Raw genomic sequence first — 15,866 nt, 5'->3', positions numbered from 1 at the left:
GTCGTAGTCGGTCGAAAAGTAATAGTGTTACCTTTTTCCGTCAGGTGAAATGGCAATCGACCCCTCCTCTGCCAGTCGATGACAGCGACGAAAGAGCGAAACGACGTTGTCCAGCGTGTGGGCGTCTTCGGGGTCGTCGAACGTTCGGACGGGTATGACGTGATGGACGTCGGGATTTCGTCCGATTTCCTGACGTCCACGGCCACACGACTGACACCGATACTCGTCCCGCTCGAGCACCCGTCGGCGTATTTCCACCACGCTCGCCCGTACGATATCGGGCCACCGGCCCACTGGTGGTGGTTCTCGCCGACGACCGTCTCCGAGAGCCAGTCTCCGTAACACGTCCGATTACAGAACACGCCACGCTCGTTCGCTTCGGCTCGAGACGGATAGACCTCGAGACCGCTCTCGCAGTACGCACACGTGGTCGACACCCGTTCACCGGGCATCGACGGATTGTCTGGGAACAGGCCGTCGGCGACGCACGACGGACAGTACACGCCCTCCTTTTTCGAAGGATAGTACTCGAAGTCACAACGCGCGCACGAGGCCTCCTCCATGGCGTCCTTCCAGTTGCCGTTGTTCGAACCGCCGTTCGGATTGCAGTCGTCACAGTACGCACGTCTCGACTTTGGATCATAGAACTCGAGCCCACACTCCTTACATATCCGGTTCGGCAGTGGTTCTCCGTGGACTTTCGTGTGGTGTTGACGGGTTCCCTTCTCGGTCCGGAGGGATTTTCCGCAGGTGGGACAATGCACGCCGGGTGTGGCCGCCCGATTCTATATAAACTCCCGTGCCGTCCGCGACCGATGTCGACGCGCCGTCACACCGACACGCCGTCACTCCGCGAGCGACCCCGCCTCGAGGTAGGCACAGCAGTCCTCCTCGGCGTCGAAACAGTCCGGGCACTCCTCCCGGCGGTCGATAATCGTGTCCAATCGGTCCGCGACGGTCTCGTCGATGACGCTCTCGAGGGCGCGGGCCTCCTCGCGGAACTCCTCGACCTCCAGGACGTTCGTGAGAAATCGCTCGATGATACAGTACGTCTGGAGGGCGTTGTGTGCGCGCTCGAGTCCTTCGTCGGTGAGCGTCGCTCCCTTGTACTTCTCGTGTTCGACGAGTTCTCGCTCCTCGAGTTTCCCAATCATCTCGTTGACGCTCGCCGGGCTGACCTCGAGTAACTCCGCGAGGGTGCCGGTGGAGGCCGGGCCGTCTTCGAGACGCTGTGCCAGGTAGACCGCCTTCAGGTATTGATCTGCCGTATTCATCGATTGCCACCTCGCGTCCGCATCGTGTGCGACGTACGCGACGTCTGCGATGTGCGCGATCCGCGCGATGTGTGAAATGTGCGCGTCCCGTTCGGCTCTCCGCTCATGCTCGTCGCTCCATAATATCCGTTACCGCTTCGACGCCCTCGGTTTCCTCCGCGCGGATCGCCTCGAGGGTGTCGAGGACGCGCTCGCGGTCGACGCTGAAGTCCGTCTCGGAGGCCTCGATCGCCGCGATGAGGTCGTCGTAGAACTTGTAGGCCGTTTCCTCGTTACACAGCTGGTCGTAGAGGACGCCGTCGGTGTCCTCGGGTGGCCCGTATCGGGCGTCGACCAGCGTGTTGATCTCCTCGTAGGAGACCGTCTCGGCCTCGAGTTCGTCGACGAGCGCCTCGAGGCGCTGGCGGTGCTCGGCTGACTCTTCGGCCGCCTCGGCGAGTAATTCCCGTACCTCCTCGTCGATTGCCTCGCGTTCGGCCTCGGGCAACGACTCGAGGTGGTGGGCGGCACGCGACTCGACGACCTCTTCCAGGACGATCCCGATCTGTAGCAGTCGGGTGAGCTGGTGGTCGCTCGAGACCCGCTGTCCCAGGCTCATATCCCCGATTCGGGGCGGATCATACTTAGTCTCCCGCTTTTTCGTTTTTCCGCGTTCCACATGTGCCACTCGCCCCTCGGTCTCGTGTCAGCGAAGGAACTATCCCGTCGTCGCCCCTCGAGGACGGTATGAGCGAGCGTTCCGACGAGGTATCGGTAGACGACGACGAGGCGCAGTCGTCCGGCCAGCGAGAGCCGACCGAAAGGGGCGGGTCCGGCGCCGACACCGACGACCTGCTGGCCGAAACTGAACGGCTCCTGGAAGGCGGCTCCGGCGCGAGCACCGACGCCGGCGTGAGCGCCGACGCCGAAACGCGGTCGACGCCACCGAGCGAATCGACGACGGACTCGAGTTGGAAGCGAAAGTGGAACCCGCTCTCGCGCCCACGGTTCGGCGGCTCGATCCGCGACCGTCTCTCGCCGTCGCGGTACCTCTCCCCGAGAAGTCTCCTCGCCACCGTCCTCACACTCGGATTCGGCATGGTGGCTGGGGGGATCGTCTTGCCGTTTTCCGGCATCGGCCGCCTGCTCGGCCTGTTCGCGATGGCGTTCGTGATCGGCGTCGCGGCATCGAGGCGTCGCTACCTCGAGGTCGGGTTCAGCGGTGCCGGCATCGGCGCGCTTGCTGTCCTCCTCGATTTCGCCCTCTTTCTGCCGACGGATTCGGGTCGGTACTTGCTCGCCATCGGTGCGGGCGCTGGCCTCCTCGCGAGCGTGATCGGCTACTACTTCGGTCGCGATCTTCGGGCGGGACTGGCTCGCGACATTGAGTGATCGGATCGCTAGATCGAGAGGAGTGACGCTGCGCTCGAGGTGTTCGATTCGCTGCACTCGGAAGGATCAACTCGCTGGTCTCGAGAGGACTGACGGGCCGAAGACGGCAGAAACCAGGTTCGACGGCTAGCGTGCCGTCGGCGTCACGTCGTCGCTCACGGCCTGTTTCACCTGTAAGGCGGCGCTCGCAGCCAGCCCTCGGGCGACCTCGTCGCGGTCGTCGGCACTGATGAGGTCCTCGGGCGTGTTCTCCAGGTCGGGCGTGAATCCGGCGCTGACCGGGTGACCGATGGGTGGCTGGACGGCCACGAGCGCCTGTGGGCCGGAGACACCGTCGGCGACGTCCGCGTCGACGACGTACTCGTCGGGGAGGAAATCCCGCGTCCTGGCGGCGATCTGACTGACCGTCCGCTGGAGCGTTCGCTTTTGCTCGAGTGACAGTTCGGGAACGTCCGCCGCGGCCCGCTGTCCGGCCTGTGTAACTCCCGGCAACCCACCGTACGGCGTATTTCCGTTCATGAGAACTCGCTACTTCCGATTGGGGATGGCGCCTAAAAAACGTTCCCTTCGTGACAACTGGTATCACGACCGGTTACGGGGAGGATCAGGGCCGTCTCGAGCCGTCGAGCGGGGTTGCTACTTGCCCCAGAACGGATCTCGCTTGCGGTGTTTCTCGAGGTACATGTTTAGCGCCTCGAGTTCGTCGGCGGGAATCTCGCTGGCGAGTTCTTGCTCGAGGATCTTGGCGTGTTTCTCGGGGACTTCCGTCCACAGGAGGTCGCCTTCCTTGACTTGCCGACCGATGGTCGGTCCGTCGATGGCCACCGAGACGCGCTCGCCCGCGCGGGCCTCGTCGACGTCCTCGCCCTGCTCTTGAATGCCCTTGACCTGTCCAACGCGCGTCGGCTCGTTGTCCTCCCACTTCGCGACGAAGGAGTTGTTCTGGAGCGTCCCCGAGTAAATCTCGACGCCGACGACGGCGGGGTCGTTCTGGCGGAAGACGTGGTCCTCGAGCACGCGGAACCGGGATGGGCGGGTGATGTTGTCGAGGATAGTGTCCTGCTGGGCGCGCTCGATCTCCTCGACGTGTTCGGTGTAGCCCTCGACGAGCTGGTAGATCACGTCGTCGGTGAACAGTTTGACGTCGTCGATTTCAGCCCGGCGCTTGGCGTCGGCGAGGACGTCGACGCTGAAACCGAGGACGGCGCGCTGTTTCGCGTCGTCCGCGGTCGAGGCGACCGAGATGTCCCGCGGCGCGACGTCGCCGACTTCGGCCCGGACGATCGGAATCTCGGCCTCACCGAGAGCGTCGGCCATCGCCTCGAGGCTCCCCAGGGTGTCGGCTTTGACGACGACGCCCTCCTCCTCGGTGTCGACGGCGATGTCCGCGAGCTCGGACTCGACTTCGGCGATGACGTCCTCGAGGGGGCGGTCCCGGACGACTCGAACGGGAGCGCCGGCCATCGCGTCCTCGAGGTCGGGGGCGGCGACTTTGATCCCGGCGGCTGCGCCGACCTCTTCGACGTTGTCGAAGCGGCTCTCGGTCCGAATCTCGGCGAGCGGCCGGGGCTGGAGCAGGGCGCGGACCTCGGTGACGATGGGATCGTTCAGGCCGCCGACGACGATGGTGTCGTCGCTCCGAATGGTCCCGTCGTAGAGGACGGTGTCGATCGTCGTGCCGAACCCTTTCTCTTCTTTGACTTCCAGCACCGTGCCGACGCCGGGGCCGGCGACGTCGATCTCCATCTCCTCTTTCATGTAGCGCTGGGAGAGCCCCATCATGACGGCGAGTAAGTCGGGGACGCCCTCGCCGGTGAGCGCGGAGACGGGGACGACGCCGACGTTACGCTGGAAGTTCTGGACGCGCCAGTACAGATCCGCCGAGAAGTCCTGGTCGGAGAGGTTCCCGATGATCGTATAGAGACTCTCGTCTAAGCGCTGGCGGGTCCGATCGGACTGAGACTCGTAGGTCTGGGTGATCGGGGCGTCCTCGTGGACGTTCCAGCCGGGGACGGTGTCGATCTTGTTCGCGGCGACGATGAACGGCGTCTGGGAGCGCTTGAGGATGTCCAGCGCCTCGAGCGTCTGGGGCTGGAAGCCGTCGTTGACGTCGACGACCAGGATGGCGATGTCCGCGAGCGCGCCCCCGCGGGATCGAAGCGTCGTGAACGAGTGGTGGCCGGGCGTGTCGATGAAGAGGAGGCCAGGGAGGTCGAAGTCGTCCGGATCGACGAGTTCGCCGGCGATCGAGGAGACGACCTCGAGCGGGACGGCGGTCGCGCCGATGTGCTGGGTAATCGCCCCTGCTTCGCCCTCGATGACCGCGGAGCCGCGGATCTTGTCGAGGAGACTGGTCTTGCCGTGGTCGACGTGTCCTAGGACCGCGACGATCGGGGTCCTGAGGGCCGCTGGATCGTGTGTATCCGAGTCAGTGTCCGACATAGTGAACCACCCGAGAAGGTCTTATCCGTATCGTCCGTTGCCCGGTAGTTAAACCCATCGTCACCGGCTTCTCCGTACGTCAGTTGCTCAGGAGGACGAGATGGCCGTCTTCGAACCGTAGTAGCTCTCGAGTTCTCGGGTTCTCGACCCCTCCACGACTGAGCCCTCGAGGGCACGCGTACGTAACCTGCACAGCCTCGGCCGCAATCCTTCGTCTCCTGGCTACGAGCCGCCGTTCCTCGGCCACGAGCCCCGTCTGCTCGAGGGGCGACGTCCGTCTGACGGCTCCCATGTCTTTAATAGTCACTAGTCAGTACGAGGGGGTATGAGCGAGATACTCGCCGAGAATCTCTCGGGGAAGTCCGTCATGGGCTCTGACGGGACTGAACTTGGACTGCTCTACAACATCACGATGGACATCAACTCGGGCAAACTCCACGACCTTGTGGTCGACCCTGACGAGCAACTACCCTCCCGCTCGGTCGACTTCGACCGAAACGACGCCGGCCGCTTTCTCATCCCCGTCAGCCGCGTGAAGGCGGTTAAAGACTACATCGTCGTCCAACGCTAACGGTATGTACATTCTCGACTCGTCGGCCTTTATTCACGACTTTCACACCACCGAACAGACAGCCACGATTCCGCTCGTCCGCGAAGAACTCGAGGGCGAGAGCGTCTACCGCTACGACGCCATGGAGGGGTCGGGCATGCACGTTCACATTCCCAACGGCGACACCACCGAGAAGGTTCGCCGGGCCGCGAAGGAGTCGGGCGACCTCGAGGTCCTCTCCGACACCGACGTTCGCCTGGTCGCCGCCGCGTTCGAACTCGACGCCGTGCTCGTGACCGACGACTACGCGATGCAAAACGTCGCCGAGCGCCTGACCGTCACCGTCGAACCCATCGCGCGCGAGGGCATCGAGGAGGAGCGCGAGTGGACCTTCCAGTGCCAGGGCTGTGGACGGGAGTACGACGAACAGAAGGACCGCTGCCCGATCTGTGGCGCCGAACTCGCCCGAAAGAATCCGGGCTCGAGGTAACGTCCGGTTCGAGCTGGTCTTTCTCGCGTGCATTCGAGCGCATCCGAGCGCGTACGGTGCACTATCGGTACTCTTCGGTGGTCGTTCGACGCGTCGTCAGCCAGTCTTGTCTCGCTCGTCAGCGGTGGGACGGCCGATACAGACCGGTTCACGAATCTCCAGCGCCGTCTCGAACTCGGCCTCACGGTCGCGGCGGCGCCCGATTCGTCGAAACTGTTCGGCGTGTGCGCGCGAGACGGCGTCCCACTCGCGCTCCTCGAGTGCGAGCGTCGACCCGATTCGCTCCCAGAACCCGGTTTCGAACAGCAACACGATCCGGTCGTCGTCCTCGTAGGGACACTCTGCCGATCGACGATGTCGTTCGATGTCGGCCACGAGGTAGTGCTGAACCCGATCCACGAGGTCCGGAAGCTGTGACGGCGCCACGCTCGCCTTCGCCGCCGCGAGCAACAGAATCTGGCCTTCGATCGGCTCGCCGGCGTCCGTCATCGTTGATCTCACCCCCCGGCCCGCATCGCCTTCTGGGCGAACGCCCGGACGAGTTCCTCGAGCGTCTCCTCCTCGCCGTCGAAGACGACGGTCACCTCGGTCAGCGTCAACGTCGGTCCGACGCCGACCGTCTCGGCGTCGAACTGGGCTCGCCAGCCGTCTCCCTCGACGACGTCGTCTGCCACTCGCTCGCCGCCCAGGTTCTCGAGGTAGCGGACGGCGAGTCGCTCGGAGATCCCCCGGAAGGAGCGTTCGACGCGCGCGGTCATTGGATCAGTTTCGTGGAGAGTGCCCATAAACGTGCGTTCGGCGGCAGGGTGTTCGCCCGATCTCGACTTACCCTTTCGAGCGAATCAGCCGCCCGCGACGGGTGGAAACACCGAGACCCGGTCGCCCTCCTCGAGGTCGGTGTCGACGCCCGCCATGTGGACGACGTCCCGGCCGTTTTTCAACACGCTCAGTTGCGGCCGAATCGCGCCGTCCTGGAGCAGTTCTCCCTCGAGGCCCGCGTACTCTTTCTCGAGTCCCGCGAGTACGTCGCCGACGGTCGCGCCGTCCTCGACCGTCCTCGAGAGATCCTTCTGGCCGACGGCTTCGCGAAACGTGGCGAAAAATCGAAGATCGAGTTCCATGCGCTCGAATTGACGCGACGAGACTTAAGTGCCCGCAGTCGGGTCTGTTGATAACCGGACTCGAGCAGAACGCTCGCCGCTTTCCGTGACTGCCGCTGAGACCGTTTTTGGGATCGTTCCTGAAGGCCGTCCCTGAGGCCACTTCTCGAGACCACTCAGACGAGCCCATCGTATATCTCCGACAGCTGCTCGATGGAGTGGTCGACAGAGAGCATCGCCCGTCGTCTGCGACAGAGGTCGGCCAGGCGATCGTGTTCGTCGAGACAGCGCGTAATCGCCCACTGGAGGTCCCCGATCGACCCGCGTCGGTAGCGGTAGCCGGTTTCGCCCTGGATCACCGAATCGGTCAGGGCCCCCTCGTCGACGGCGACGACGGGCGTCCCGCAGGCGGTCGCCTCGAGGGCCACGAGCCCCTGCGTTTCGACCGGGCTCGGGAAGATGAACACGTCGAGGGCGGCGTAAAACGCCGGTAACTCCTCGCGCTCGAGGAAGCCGAGGAACCTGACGTCGGCATCCATCTCGGCCGCACGCTCCTCGAGGGCTTCGCGAGCGGGTCCGTCGCCGCCGAGGACGAGCGTCATCCGCGTTCCGTCCACGGCGTCGATCGCCTCCTCGAGGTTCTTCTCCTCGCCGTGGCGCCCGGTGTAGCCGAGCAGTGGCCGGTCGTCGGGGAGGTCGTATCGATTGCGAAACGAAGTCGGATCGACCGGTCGGAAGAAGTCGGTGTCGATGCCGTTCGAGACCACCGTCACGTCGACGTCGGCCTCGACGGTCTCGAGCAGGTGATCGCGGGCGAAGGAGGTCGGCGCGGTGACGTGGTCGACGCGCTCGAAGAACGTGCGTTCGTAGAGCCGGCAGGTCCGCTTGACGCCGTCGAGGACGTTGCCGGAGACGTGCTGGCTGGCCCGGTCGTCCAGGAGGGTGTGGTAGGAGGCGACGACGGGCACGTCGCGCTTGCGGGCGAAGCGAATTCCGGCGAAGCCGATGGTAAACGGTGTGTGGACGTGGACGACCTCCGGCGTCTCGAGGCCGTCCGGAATCGAGGGGAGCCCGAGGCGGTACTGCGGGTACAGCGGCGCGCGAACGCTTCGAATCGGGTACTCGCTGGGGCCAGCCTCGTAGCCGTCCATCTCCGGGTAGACGATGGGCATCGCCGTCCGTTGCTGGCGCCAGCGCTCGCGCCAGAGCTGGATCGTGTAGGTGACGCCGTTGACCGTGGGGAGGTAGAGATCCGTGAAGGCGGCGACCGTCTCCGTCCGGGTCATAGGTCGTGGTTCGAACGCCGGGGTCGAATAGGTTGCGTTGTCGATACGTTCTCGGTTCGTCTCGAGACCCACAACGGACGCCTCGAGGCACGGTACGGACGAAAGGTCTCGAGACGCATATCGAGACCTCTCGAGGCGCGGACCGCCCCGCTGGCCTGATCTAGTCCACGACGAACTCGATCCCGTGACCTCGCAACAGCGACCGCATTCGCTTGACGCCGCTCGTCGTATCCCAGCCGTCACCGACGTAGTGCTTGTACGGGTGGCGAAGCCAGGAGTATTCCCGGTGGGCGAAGACCTCGATGGCGTCTCGTCCGTCCTGGAACAGCGTCACGTGTAGCTGCCAGTCGGCCAGCGGCGATCGTCGTCGCACCCAGCTTCCAGCCGAAAAGCGGCCGTCCTCGTGGACCTTCAGCGAGGCGATCGGTTCGGGTGAAAACGCCATCGCCTCGAGGTCCGGGCGAAACGCTCGCAGGTCGCGTTCGATCGTCCCGACGTACTCCGTCGGGTGCTGGGTGCACGTGGCGAACCCGCCCAGCGGCTCTTTGATTCGGTGCAGTGTCGGGAGCACGCGCCGGCGAAGCCGCGTCGTTGCGTCCAGGTCCGCGCCGTCCTCGTCCCTCACGTTCACGCCCCTCTCTACCGTAGATGCGAAGAAAATCGTTGCGTCTGCATTCGCAACCGACCGTTTCGAACGGAAGAGAGTACGATCGGCTGTCAGAACTACAGATCTCGGAGGCGAATCCCGTCCTGGACCAGCCGGGAGTTTCGCTCACGGTCGAGGTACGTTGCCAGGTCGTCGTGTTCGTACAGTTGCGCGATGACGTCCGCGTAGAGCGTTCGCCACGCGATGGCGTAAATCGGTGACTGCCCCCATGCCCGCAGTTCGGGGACGAACGCGTCGTAGGTCTCGAGGCGGTCCTCGAAGTGTTCGATCGCGTCGAGGACGTGGCCGGCAGCTTCCGCGTCGTCGTCAGCGTCTTCGATGATGCGATTCAATCGACTCTCCCAACCGGCGACCGCCTGTTGCATGTCCATCGCCGCATCGCCGCTCTCGTCGGGCAGTCGCTCGAGCACCGGTTCCGGGACGCCGAGTGAGATCTCGTCCATACCGGAGAGTGTCGGCCGGTGGTAAAGAAACCACGGTGGATACGTTCCAATTTAATCAGCGATTGGACGACAGGTTCCGGTTTCTATCCTGTTCGCCCACGGCTTACACGCTCTCCTCGAATCTACATGGTGAAGTCGCCGATACTCCTTCCCAAGTAGCCGTTAATTGCAATCTAAAATTACAAAATATATGTGTTGGGTGTAATAGTGCCTCGTACTTGTATATCTAAGAAAGACACTCACGGCGAACGTGAACAGGAATCACTGACGATCAGCAGGCGGAACGTCGTTCGTGGAGCAGCGACGACCGGGTTAGCGCTCGCCGGTCTCGGGTCGGCCTCGACGGTGTCGGCTGCCGGGGAACGAGCGTGCTTTCAGTACTTCCACGAAACGTGGCCGACCATCACCGACAACCTTTGGAAGGTCGCCGACCGGGGGTACGACGGTATCTGGATCCAGGCGCCCCAGGAGAGCGAACTGACCTGGGCGGACCAGGATGGACGCAACGACCCACCGCTCGGCTACCAACCCGTCGACTTCCGTTCCTTCGATAGCGAGTTCGGTACCGAAGCCGACTTGCAACGGCTCATCGACACCGCCCACGACAACGGTCTCGAGGTGTACGTCGACTGCGTGATGAACCACATGGCCGTTCGCGAACACTCCTGCCCAACGTGTGGGTTGGAGGTCGACCGCGACCAGAACGCCAGTTGGAATATCCTACAGGATGGCGTTGAATTGGTGAACTCGGATGAGGCCGAGGCGGATACGGAGTCGTTTGGGTGTTTCGAAGCGGAGAATCTAGGCAATGGACTGGCCGAAGTAACGCCTGCGGAGACTGCGACCGCTGCGCTTGCGAACGGTGGTTCCTTTGAACCGCTTGTAGTAAGTGCAAGTCGTGTCGTCGAGTCAGGAAGTCCCAGTCGAGAGACGGGAAGCCCCTCCCTCAAGGAGCGAGCCACGGCGGTCGTGGCGAGCGAGTAGGGTGGGGTAGTTCACGAGCGGAACAACAACCTGCTCGTCGGGTTGAACAACAACACGAACGACTGGAAGGGCCAGTGGGTGTACACGACCTGGCGCAACGAGACGCTCAACGACTACAGCGGGAACGCCGGTGACGTCGAGGTCAACGGCGACGGCTGGGTCGAAGTCTGGGTCCCTCCGGAGGGATGGGTGTTCTACGCGCGTACTGACTTCCCTCCGCAGTCGGCTATTTTTTCGGTCGCGCTCGAGTCCCGAGCTGTGTCCACGGCCTCCAATTTGATATACCACGATGAGGTTTATTAGGCGCTCACCGGCCTGCCCGATTCGTCGAAATCGAACGCGAAATCCACTCAGACACGCCTACGATCGGTAGCGGCACCTGCAGTTCGGCGATCTTCCTCCACTAGATCTCGAGTGTGCATCTACGGTTCGTCGAGTCGATGCCCCGTTTCGGCGCCGGCTCCCGACCCTGGATCGATTCGTTGACTCCCCACCTGGGGTCGAAAATGTGCCTTTGGCTGGTTGCGTTCCAGTTGATTAGCGGGCTCGAGAGGGGATCCGGACCGAGAACTTCTCGAGACCGTGACGCCGAATCGGTGTCGGTAGCGGCCCGACGGCGCGAACGGCGACCGAAGGCCGGAACCGTCTCCGGGAGAGGGTGTCCCGTCGTCGGCCAGTGATGTCATATTCGCACACCCCGGACGACGGTGTCTCTCGAGCGATATATGATGGCTGTCTGTCGATTCTCCGTATCTCGGATTCGGAGATGCTATTGCCCTCCCCCTCACGGCGACGAAACAGGGCCTCGAGCAAGGGCGAGTTTGCCTCGAGACCCAGGGGGTTGCGGTCGCGAAACCGGGTTCGACGTTCGCAGCTATGAGTATATGATTGTACATTCTCACGTTCGTGTACGCCGATCGAGGCACGCATACTCGCCAGTATCGCGTCAGCCTGCAATTGTGGGGTCCATCGACGCCGTCCGCGAACGTTCTTCACTACTATCGCTCGACGGTGATTACCTGTCCTCTCCTCAGCTTCTCGGGTATTCACCGCCGCGATATATCGTATTTCGGTATATAAATTTGTCCTGGTTGGCCCGGGAGGACGGGTCCCGTACTATCGGCCGAGCAAGTCCACCATAGTTTCGGCGTCGCGCTCGAGGGCTCGTTCCGGATCCGACGGATCGTCGTGTTCGTAGACGAGCCACTCCACGCCCACTTCCCGGGCGGCGTCGACGCAGGCCTCGAGCGGGACCGAGCCCGCCCCGAGGGCGCACGGCTCGTCGCCGTCGACGTCTTTCAGGTGAACCAGCGGAATCTGCTCGCCGTAGCGCTCGAGGAGGGACACGGGGTCACGGCCAGCGGCGTGAGCCCACCCCACGTCTAGCTCGAGCGTTACGGGAGTCTTCGCGAGGGCATCGGCGAGAACATCGAAGGCGTCGCGCTGGTCGTCCACGTCTGATTCGATCGCGAAGAACTCCTGCGTATGATTGTGATAGGAGCACGAATACCCCTCGTCGGCGAGTCGTTCGCCCAGCGTCGCGAGCCGTTGGGCCGTCTCCTCGACCACACGGCGAGACCGAAACGAATCGGCATCGAGCCACGGAACGACGATCCGCTCGCAACCGACCGTTTCGGAGGGACGGACGGCGGCTTCGAGGTCGGCCTCGAGATCCGCGACTGAAACGTGGGCGGCCATCGCTTCGAGCGCTGTCCGCTCGAGGACTTCACCGATGGCCGTGGGATCAGCGTCGCCGAGTCCCGCCAGCTCGACGCCCTCGAGCCCAGTTCGCGCCACGAGTTCGAGTTTCTCGGAAAGCGATCGATCGAGCCTTCGCAAGGAGTACAGCTGAACGGCGGTGTGCATACGTCGCGTACGGACGCCGGCGTCAAGAGTGCATGCGGAGCCACGACCGTTTATAGTCCTCGAGCGCACACTCGTCGTATCGTGATCGTCGATCCGCGCGTCCTCCAGGAGGACTTCGTCCCGAGCGAGGTGGTCCACCGCCACGACGAGGTCTCCCACCTCTCGGAGACGCTCGAGCCGATTCTCCGCGGGGATCGCCCGGAGACGACCTTTCTACTGGGTCCGACGGGCGTCGGCAAGACCTGCATCGCGCGGTACACGCTCGACCGGTTGCAGGAAAAGCGACCCGACGTGCAGGTCGCCTACGTCAACTGTTGGCAGGACCACACTCGATATCGCGTGCTGTACGCGATCCTCGACGCGCTCGGACTCGCCCTCGAGGTTCACCGCTCGACGCCGAAGGACGAACTGTTCGACCGTCTCACCGAGGCGAACGACCAGCCCGTCGTCGCCATCCTCGACGAGGTGGATCAGCTCGAGGAGACGACGGCCCTGTACGACCTCCACCGGCTCGGGCACGTCTCGCTGGTGTTGATCGCCAACCGCGAGGCCGAACTCTTTGCCGGGTTCGACGACCGCGTCCGTTCTCGCCTGCGCGCCGGGACGCGGGTGCAGTTCGATCGCTATTCGACCGAGGAACTGGTCGCAATCCTTCGAGAACGGGCGAAGCAGGGCCTCGAGCCGGGTACCGTCGAGGACGACCAGCTTCATCGGATCGCGCAGGCGGCGGGCGGTGACGCTCGCGTCGCCATCGGCATCCTGCGCTCGGCGGCTCGACTCGAGTCGCGCCGCGGCGGTGGGACGCTCTCCGATGAAGCGCTCGAGGAGGCGATTCCCGACACCAGGGAGGCGATTCGTCGGGAGACCATCGACGGCCTGATCGAACACCAGCGGGTGCTCTACGACGTCGTCGACGAGGCGGGCGAGATCGAACCGAGCGCGCTCTACGCCGAGTACGAGCGACGGGTGGACGACCCCAAGACCTCACGGACGCTCCGGAACTATCTGACGAAGATGGTTCACTACGACCTGATCGAGGCCGTCGGCAGCAAGCGGGGGCGGACGTATCGGGTGGTCGGCGATCGATCCGAGTTGGAGAGCGAATAGGTCGGAGAGTGAATGAATCGGGGATCAAATAGGCTGAGAAGTGAATAAGCCGGAGCGTGAGTAGCCTCGAGCCGTCAGGGGACGGCAGGAAACGGCAGACACGATGCGGTGGCCGTCAGTGCGTCGCCTCCGCCGACGCCAGACAGATCTCGAGGAAATTCCCGAACACTTCCTCGCCCTCTTCGGTGTGGGCCACCTCCGGGTGCCACTGGACGCCATAGAGGTCCCGGTCCGTGTCGCTCATGGCTTCGACGCCGCAGACGTCGCTCGAGGCCGTGCAGGTAAATCCTTCGGGCAGCGTTTTGACCTCGTCGGCGTGACTCGCCCAGACGCGCGTTTCGGGGGCCAGCGAGCCAACGAGCGGGTCATCCTCCTCGAGTACGTCGACGGTGACGTCGGCGTAGCCGCCGTAGTCGCCGCTCCCGACCTCGCCGCCGAGTTCGACGGCCATGAGTTGCATACCGAGACAGATGCCCAGGACGGGGCGGCCGTCCTCGAGGTATTTCGGACTTTGACCGATGCGGTCCATGTCCGGGCCGCCCGAGAGCACGATGCCGTCGGCCTCGACGTCTTCGGGCGGCGTCTCGTTGTCGACCAGCGTGCAGTCGACGCCGAGGTCGCGCAGCGCACGCTGTTCCAGGTGGGTGAACTGTCCGTGATTGTCCACCACGGCGATTGTCGTCATTGGAGCGAGGTAGCCACTCGAGTGATAAAAACGGTCCGAACGATGGCTGGCGTTCCCGGTACGTTTATGTCCGTGTCAGCGGAGAATCGGGTATGGCACTCGATCTCTCGGCGTACGAGCATCCGACGTGGCTCACGGCCCTCGGGACGGGCGCGGGCTATCTGGCGATACTCGGGCTGATGACCGTCGCGCTGTTCCTTGTTCCCTGGGCCCTCTTCGCGACGCTGTAGGCTCCCGTTCGCTTTCACTGCGGGTACTCACGGATTCAACTATCGATTAAACGCGAACGCGAGAAGAGTCTCGCTCGAGGCTCAGGCGAACGTCTTCGAGACCTCGGGGTCCTCGGTGGACTCTGCCTGGACTTTCTCCCAGGCGGCGTAGAAGTCCTCCATCCGGATCTCCGTGCGGTCGTCGCGGATGGCGAACATCCCGGCCTCGGTGCAGATGGCCTTGACGTCGGCCCCGGAGGCCTCGGGCGTCTCGGCGGCCAGCTGGACGAAGTCGACGTCGTCGGCGACGTTCATGTTCCGAGTGTGGATCTGGAAGATCAGCTCCCGTCCCTCCTCGGTCGGCTTCGGGACCTCGATGAGGCGGTCGAACCGACCGGGGCGGAGGATCGCACGGTCGAGCATGTCGAAGCGGTTCGTGGCCGCGATGATGCGAATGTCACCGCGCTCCTCGAAGCCGTCCATCTCGCTCAGCAGTTGCATCATCGTCCGCTGGACCTCGGCGTCGCCGGAGGTCTTCGACTCGGTACGCTTGGCGGCGATGGCGTCGATCTCGTCGATGAAGATGACCGCAGGCTCGTGCTCGCGAGCGACGTCGAAGAGGTCCCGGACCAGCTTCGCGCCCTCGCCGATGAACTTGTGGACAAGTTCGGAGCCGGCCATCTTGATGAAGGTCGCGTCGGTCTGGTTGGCGACCGCTTTGGCGAGCATCGTCTTCCCTGTACCCGGCGGCCCGTAGAGCAGGACGCCGCTCGGCGGATCGATGCCGACCTCGTCGAACATCTCGGGGCTCTTCAGGGGCATCTCGACGGTCTCGCGGACCTCCTGCATCTGCTCGTCGAGGCCGCCGATGTCCTCGTAGCTCACGTTGGGACTCTCGGTGACTTCCATCACGCGGGCCCGGACGTCGGTCTCGTTCGAGAGGGACTTGACGATCGACAGCGAGTTGTTGACGGCGACGCGGGCGTCGGGTTCGAGGTCGCCGCGCATCTCCTCGGTGACCTCGGTCAGCGCCTCCTGGTTGTTGCCGTGTTGCTTGATGATGACGCCCTCGTCGGTCATCTCCTGGACGGTGGCGACGAACAGCGGCGACTGCTTGAGCTTCTTGTTCTCGTGGGTCAGACGCTCGAGTTTCTGCTGGTACTTGTTGTTCTCGGCGTTCGCGTCGAGGAGCTTGTCCCGCATCTCCTCGTTCTGGGACTCGAGGAGTTCCAGGCGCTCCTCGAGGGCGCGTATTTTCTCCTGTTGAGACGCCTCGTCCTCGTCGTACGGGACTTCGACGTCGTCCACAGTATCGGTCATTACGCACTGGTAGGGCATTCCATCATAAGAGACTTCGGGTAGATACACCCCCTCTGTTAAATAACCATGAGG

The 15,866-nt window shown here is 63.7% G+C and carries 20 protein-coding genes and 1 pseudogene; 7 read left to right on the top strand and 14 right to left on the bottom strand.

Features of this window, described 5'->3' with window-relative positions:
- Window positions 1-27: 27 nt before the first annotated feature.
- From NGM29_RS21385 to NGM29_RS00095, 3 genes and pseudogenes are all read right to left on the bottom strand, one after another.
- Window positions 28-764: pseudogene (locus NGM29_RS21385) on the bottom strand (HNH endonuclease).
- Window positions 765-845: 81 nt separating this feature from the next.
- Window positions 846-1,274, bottom strand: coding sequence for a metal-dependent transcriptional regulator (locus NGM29_RS00100; protein ID WP_253430113.1), 429 nt, complete (start codon window positions 1,272-1,274; stop codon window positions 846-848).
- Between the two features lie 103 nt (window positions 1,275-1,377).
- A complete protein-coding gene (locus NGM29_RS00095) occupies window positions 1,378-1,872 on the bottom strand; it encodes a ferritin-like domain-containing protein (protein WP_254158253.1) in 495 nt (164 codons plus the stop codon).
- A gap of 128 nt (window positions 1,873-2,000) precedes the next feature.
- Here NGM29_RS00095 and NGM29_RS00090 point away from each other — a divergent pair, with 128 nt between their 5' ends.
- Complete coding sequence (locus tag NGM29_RS00090) at window positions 2,001-2,645, top strand: 7TM-DISM domain-containing protein (RefSeq protein WP_254158252.1); 645 nt, start codon at window positions 2,001-2,003, stop codon at window positions 2,643-2,645.
- Window positions 2,646-2,771: 126 nt separating this feature from the next.
- Here NGM29_RS00090 and NGM29_RS00085 read toward each other — a convergent pair whose 3' ends face one another.
- Window positions 2,772-3,164: a DUF5811 family protein gene (locus tag NGM29_RS00085; RefSeq protein ID WP_254158251.1), complete on the bottom strand. Its 393-nt coding sequence runs from the start codon at window positions 3,162-3,164 to the stop codon at window positions 2,772-2,774.
- Between the two features lie 117 nt (window positions 3,165-3,281).
- Window positions 3,282-5,087, bottom strand: a complete 1,806-nt coding sequence (gene infB, locus NGM29_RS00080) for a translation initiation factor IF-2 (RefSeq protein ID WP_254158250.1) — start codon at window positions 5,085-5,087, stop codon at window positions 3,282-3,284.
- Between the two features lie 325 nt (window positions 5,088-5,412).
- Between infB and NGM29_RS00075 the strand changes: the two genes are divergently transcribed.
- Together NGM29_RS00075 and NGM29_RS00070 are read left to right on the top strand one after the other, a co-directional pair.
- Complete coding sequence (locus NGM29_RS00075) at window positions 5,413-5,658, top strand: PRC-barrel domain-containing protein (RefSeq protein WP_254158249.1); 246 nt, start codon at window positions 5,413-5,415, stop codon at window positions 5,656-5,658.
- Window positions 5,659-5,662: 4 nt separating this feature from the next.
- Window positions 5,663-6,127 carry an NOB1 family endonuclease gene (locus tag NGM29_RS00070; RefSeq protein WP_254158248.1) on the top strand — a complete coding sequence of 155 codons (465 nt, stop codon included), beginning with the start codon at window positions 5,663-5,665 and terminating at the stop codon, window positions 6,125-6,127.
- Between the two features lie 96 nt (window positions 6,128-6,223).
- On the opposite strand, the gene NGM29_RS00065 is transcribed toward NGM29_RS00070, so the two are convergent.
- The 6 genes from NGM29_RS00065 to NGM29_RS00040 form a co-directional block, all read right to left on the bottom strand.
- The gene (locus NGM29_RS00065; RefSeq protein WP_254158247.1) at window positions 6,224-6,616 is read right to left on the bottom strand and encodes a DUF8048 family protein; all 393 of its coding nucleotides are present in this window, start codon (window positions 6,614-6,616) and stop codon (window positions 6,224-6,226) included.
- Between the two features lie 8 nt (window positions 6,617-6,624).
- A complete protein-coding gene (locus NGM29_RS00060) occupies window positions 6,625-6,885 on the bottom strand; it encodes a MoaD-like domain-containing protein (RefSeq protein ID WP_254158246.1) in 261 nt (86 codons plus the stop codon).
- An 84-nt stretch (window positions 6,886-6,969) separates the two neighbouring features.
- Window positions 6,970-7,248: a ubiquitin-like small modifier protein 1 gene (locus NGM29_RS00055; protein WP_254158245.1), complete on the bottom strand. Its 279-nt coding sequence runs from the start codon at window positions 7,246-7,248 to the stop codon at window positions 6,970-6,972.
- A gap of 155 nt (window positions 7,249-7,403) precedes the next feature.
- Window positions 7,404-8,513 carry a glycosyltransferase gene (locus tag NGM29_RS00050; protein ID WP_254158244.1) on the bottom strand — a complete coding sequence of 370 codons (1,110 nt, stop codon included), beginning with the start codon at window positions 8,511-8,513 and terminating at the stop codon, window positions 7,404-7,406.
- 160 nt (window positions 8,514-8,673) lie between these two features.
- Window positions 8,674-9,144, bottom strand: coding sequence for a hypothetical protein (locus NGM29_RS00045; RefSeq protein WP_254158243.1), 471 nt, complete (start codon window positions 9,142-9,144; stop codon window positions 8,674-8,676).
- A 92-nt stretch (window positions 9,145-9,236) separates the two neighbouring features.
- Complete coding sequence (locus NGM29_RS00040) at window positions 9,237-9,623, bottom strand: DUF7971 family protein (RefSeq protein ID WP_254158242.1); 387 nt, start codon at window positions 9,621-9,623, stop codon at window positions 9,237-9,239.
- A 207-nt stretch (window positions 9,624-9,830) separates the two neighbouring features.
- Between NGM29_RS00040 and NGM29_RS00035 the strand changes: the two genes are divergently transcribed.
- Window positions 9,831-10,607, top strand: a complete 777-nt coding sequence (locus tag NGM29_RS00035; RefSeq protein WP_254158241.1) for an alpha-amylase family glycosyl hydrolase — start codon at window positions 9,831-9,833, stop codon at window positions 10,605-10,607.
- 42 nt (window positions 10,608-10,649) lie between these two features.
- Window positions 10,650-10,910 carry an alpha-amylase domain-containing protein gene (locus NGM29_RS00030; protein WP_256548175.1) on the top strand — a complete coding sequence of 87 codons (261 nt, stop codon included), beginning with the start codon at window positions 10,650-10,652 and terminating at the stop codon, window positions 10,908-10,910.
- 813 nt (window positions 10,911-11,723) lie between these two features.
- Here NGM29_RS00030 and NGM29_RS00025 read toward each other — a convergent pair.
- Entirely contained in the window at window positions 11,724-12,473 is a 750-nt protein-coding gene (locus NGM29_RS00025; RefSeq protein ID WP_254158239.1) for a sugar phosphate isomerase/epimerase family protein, read from the bottom strand.
- 81 nt (window positions 12,474-12,554) lie between these two features.
- On the opposite strand from NGM29_RS00025, the gene NGM29_RS00020 reads away from it, so the two are divergent.
- Window positions 12,555-13,580, top strand: a complete 1,026-nt coding sequence (locus NGM29_RS00020; protein ID WP_254158238.1) for a Cdc6/Cdc18 family protein — start codon at window positions 12,555-12,557, stop codon at window positions 13,578-13,580.
- A 115-nt stretch (window positions 13,581-13,695) separates the two neighbouring features.
- Here NGM29_RS00020 and NGM29_RS00015 read toward each other — a convergent pair whose 3' ends face one another.
- Entirely contained in the window at window positions 13,696-14,265 is a 570-nt protein-coding gene (locus tag NGM29_RS00015; RefSeq protein ID WP_254158237.1) for a GMP synthase subunit A, read from the bottom strand.
- A gap of 92 nt (window positions 14,266-14,357) precedes the next feature.
- On the opposite strand from NGM29_RS00015, the gene NGM29_RS00010 reads away from it, so the two are divergent.
- Window positions 14,358-14,495: a hypothetical protein gene (locus tag NGM29_RS00010; protein WP_253430069.1), complete on the top strand. Its 138-nt coding sequence runs from the start codon at window positions 14,358-14,360 to the stop codon at window positions 14,493-14,495.
- An 81-nt stretch (window positions 14,496-14,576) separates the two neighbouring features.
- Here the strand turns inward: NGM29_RS00010 and pan1 are convergent, their stop codons facing one another.
- A complete protein-coding gene (gene pan1 / locus NGM29_RS00005; RefSeq protein ID WP_254158236.1) occupies window positions 14,577-15,794 on the bottom strand; it encodes a proteasome-activating nucleotidase Pan1 in 1,218 nt (405 codons plus the stop codon).
- Between the last annotated feature and the right edge of the window lie 72 nt (window positions 15,795-15,866).

Source organism: Natronosalvus rutilus (assembly GCF_024204665.1).
GTDB lineage: Archaea > Halobacteriota > Halobacteria > Halobacteriales > Natrialbaceae > Natronosalvus > Natronosalvus rutilus.
The sequence above is the reverse complement of the archived record's forward strand: the minus strand, read 5'-3'. Positions and strand labels throughout refer to the sequence as shown.

What these genes read in the sequence shown, in the direction of transcription:
- NGM29_RS00090 (WP_254158252.1), top strand. Translation starts at nt 2,001, where the DNA reads ATGAGCGAGCGTTCCGACGAGGTATCGGTAGACGACGACGAGGCGCAG.
- NGM29_RS00100 (WP_253430113.1), bottom strand. Translation starts at nt 1,274, where the DNA reads ATGAATACGGCAGATCAATACCTGAAGGCGGTCTACCTGGCACAGCGT.
- NGM29_RS00010 (WP_253430069.1), top strand. Translation starts at nt 14,358, where the DNA reads ATGGCACTCGATCTCTCGGCGTACGAGCATCCGACGTGGCTCACGGCC.
- infB (WP_254158250.1), bottom strand. Translation starts at nt 5,087, where the DNA reads ATGTCGGACACTGACTCGGATACACACGATCCAGCGGCCCTCAGGACC.
- NGM29_RS00015 (WP_254158237.1), bottom strand. Translation starts at nt 14,265, where the DNA reads ATGACGACAATCGCCGTGGTGGACAATCACGGACAGTTCACCCACCTG.
- NGM29_RS00025 (WP_254158239.1), bottom strand. Translation starts at nt 12,473, where the DNA reads ATGCACACCGCCGTTCAGCTGTACTCCTTGCGAAGGCTCGATCGATCG.
- NGM29_RS00065 (WP_254158247.1), bottom strand. Translation starts at nt 6,616, where the DNA reads ATGACGGACGCCGGCGAGCCGATCGAAGGCCAGATTCTGTTGCTCGCG.
- pan1 (WP_254158236.1), bottom strand. Translation starts at nt 15,794, where the DNA reads ATGACCGATACTGTGGACGACGTCGAAGTCCCGTACGACGAGGACGAG.
- NGM29_RS00060 (WP_254158246.1), bottom strand. Translation starts at nt 6,885, where the DNA reads ATGACCGCGCGCGTCGAACGCTCCTTCCGGGGGATCTCCGAGCGACTC.
- NGM29_RS00050 (WP_254158244.1), bottom strand. Translation starts at nt 8,513, where the DNA reads ATGACCCGGACGGAGACGGTCGCCGCCTTCACGGATCTCTACCTCCCC.
- NGM29_RS00085 (WP_254158251.1), bottom strand. Translation starts at nt 3,164, where the DNA reads ATGAACGGAAATACGCCGTACGGTGGGTTGCCGGGAGTTACACAGGCC.
- NGM29_RS00055 (WP_254158245.1), bottom strand. Translation starts at nt 7,248, where the DNA reads ATGGAACTCGATCTTCGATTTTTCGCCACGTTTCGCGAAGCCGTCGGC.
- NGM29_RS00075 (WP_254158249.1), top strand. Translation starts at nt 5,413, where the DNA reads ATGAGCGAGATACTCGCCGAGAATCTCTCGGGGAAGTCCGTCATGGGC.
- NGM29_RS00095 (WP_254158253.1), bottom strand. Translation starts at nt 1,872, where the DNA reads ATGAGCCTGGGACAGCGGGTCTCGAGCGACCACCAGCTCACCCGACTG.
- NGM29_RS00040 (WP_254158242.1), bottom strand. Translation starts at nt 9,623, where the DNA reads ATGGACGAGATCTCACTCGGCGTCCCGGAACCGGTGCTCGAGCGACTG.
- NGM29_RS00070 (WP_254158248.1), top strand. Translation starts at nt 5,663, where the DNA reads ATGTACATTCTCGACTCGTCGGCCTTTATTCACGACTTTCACACCACC.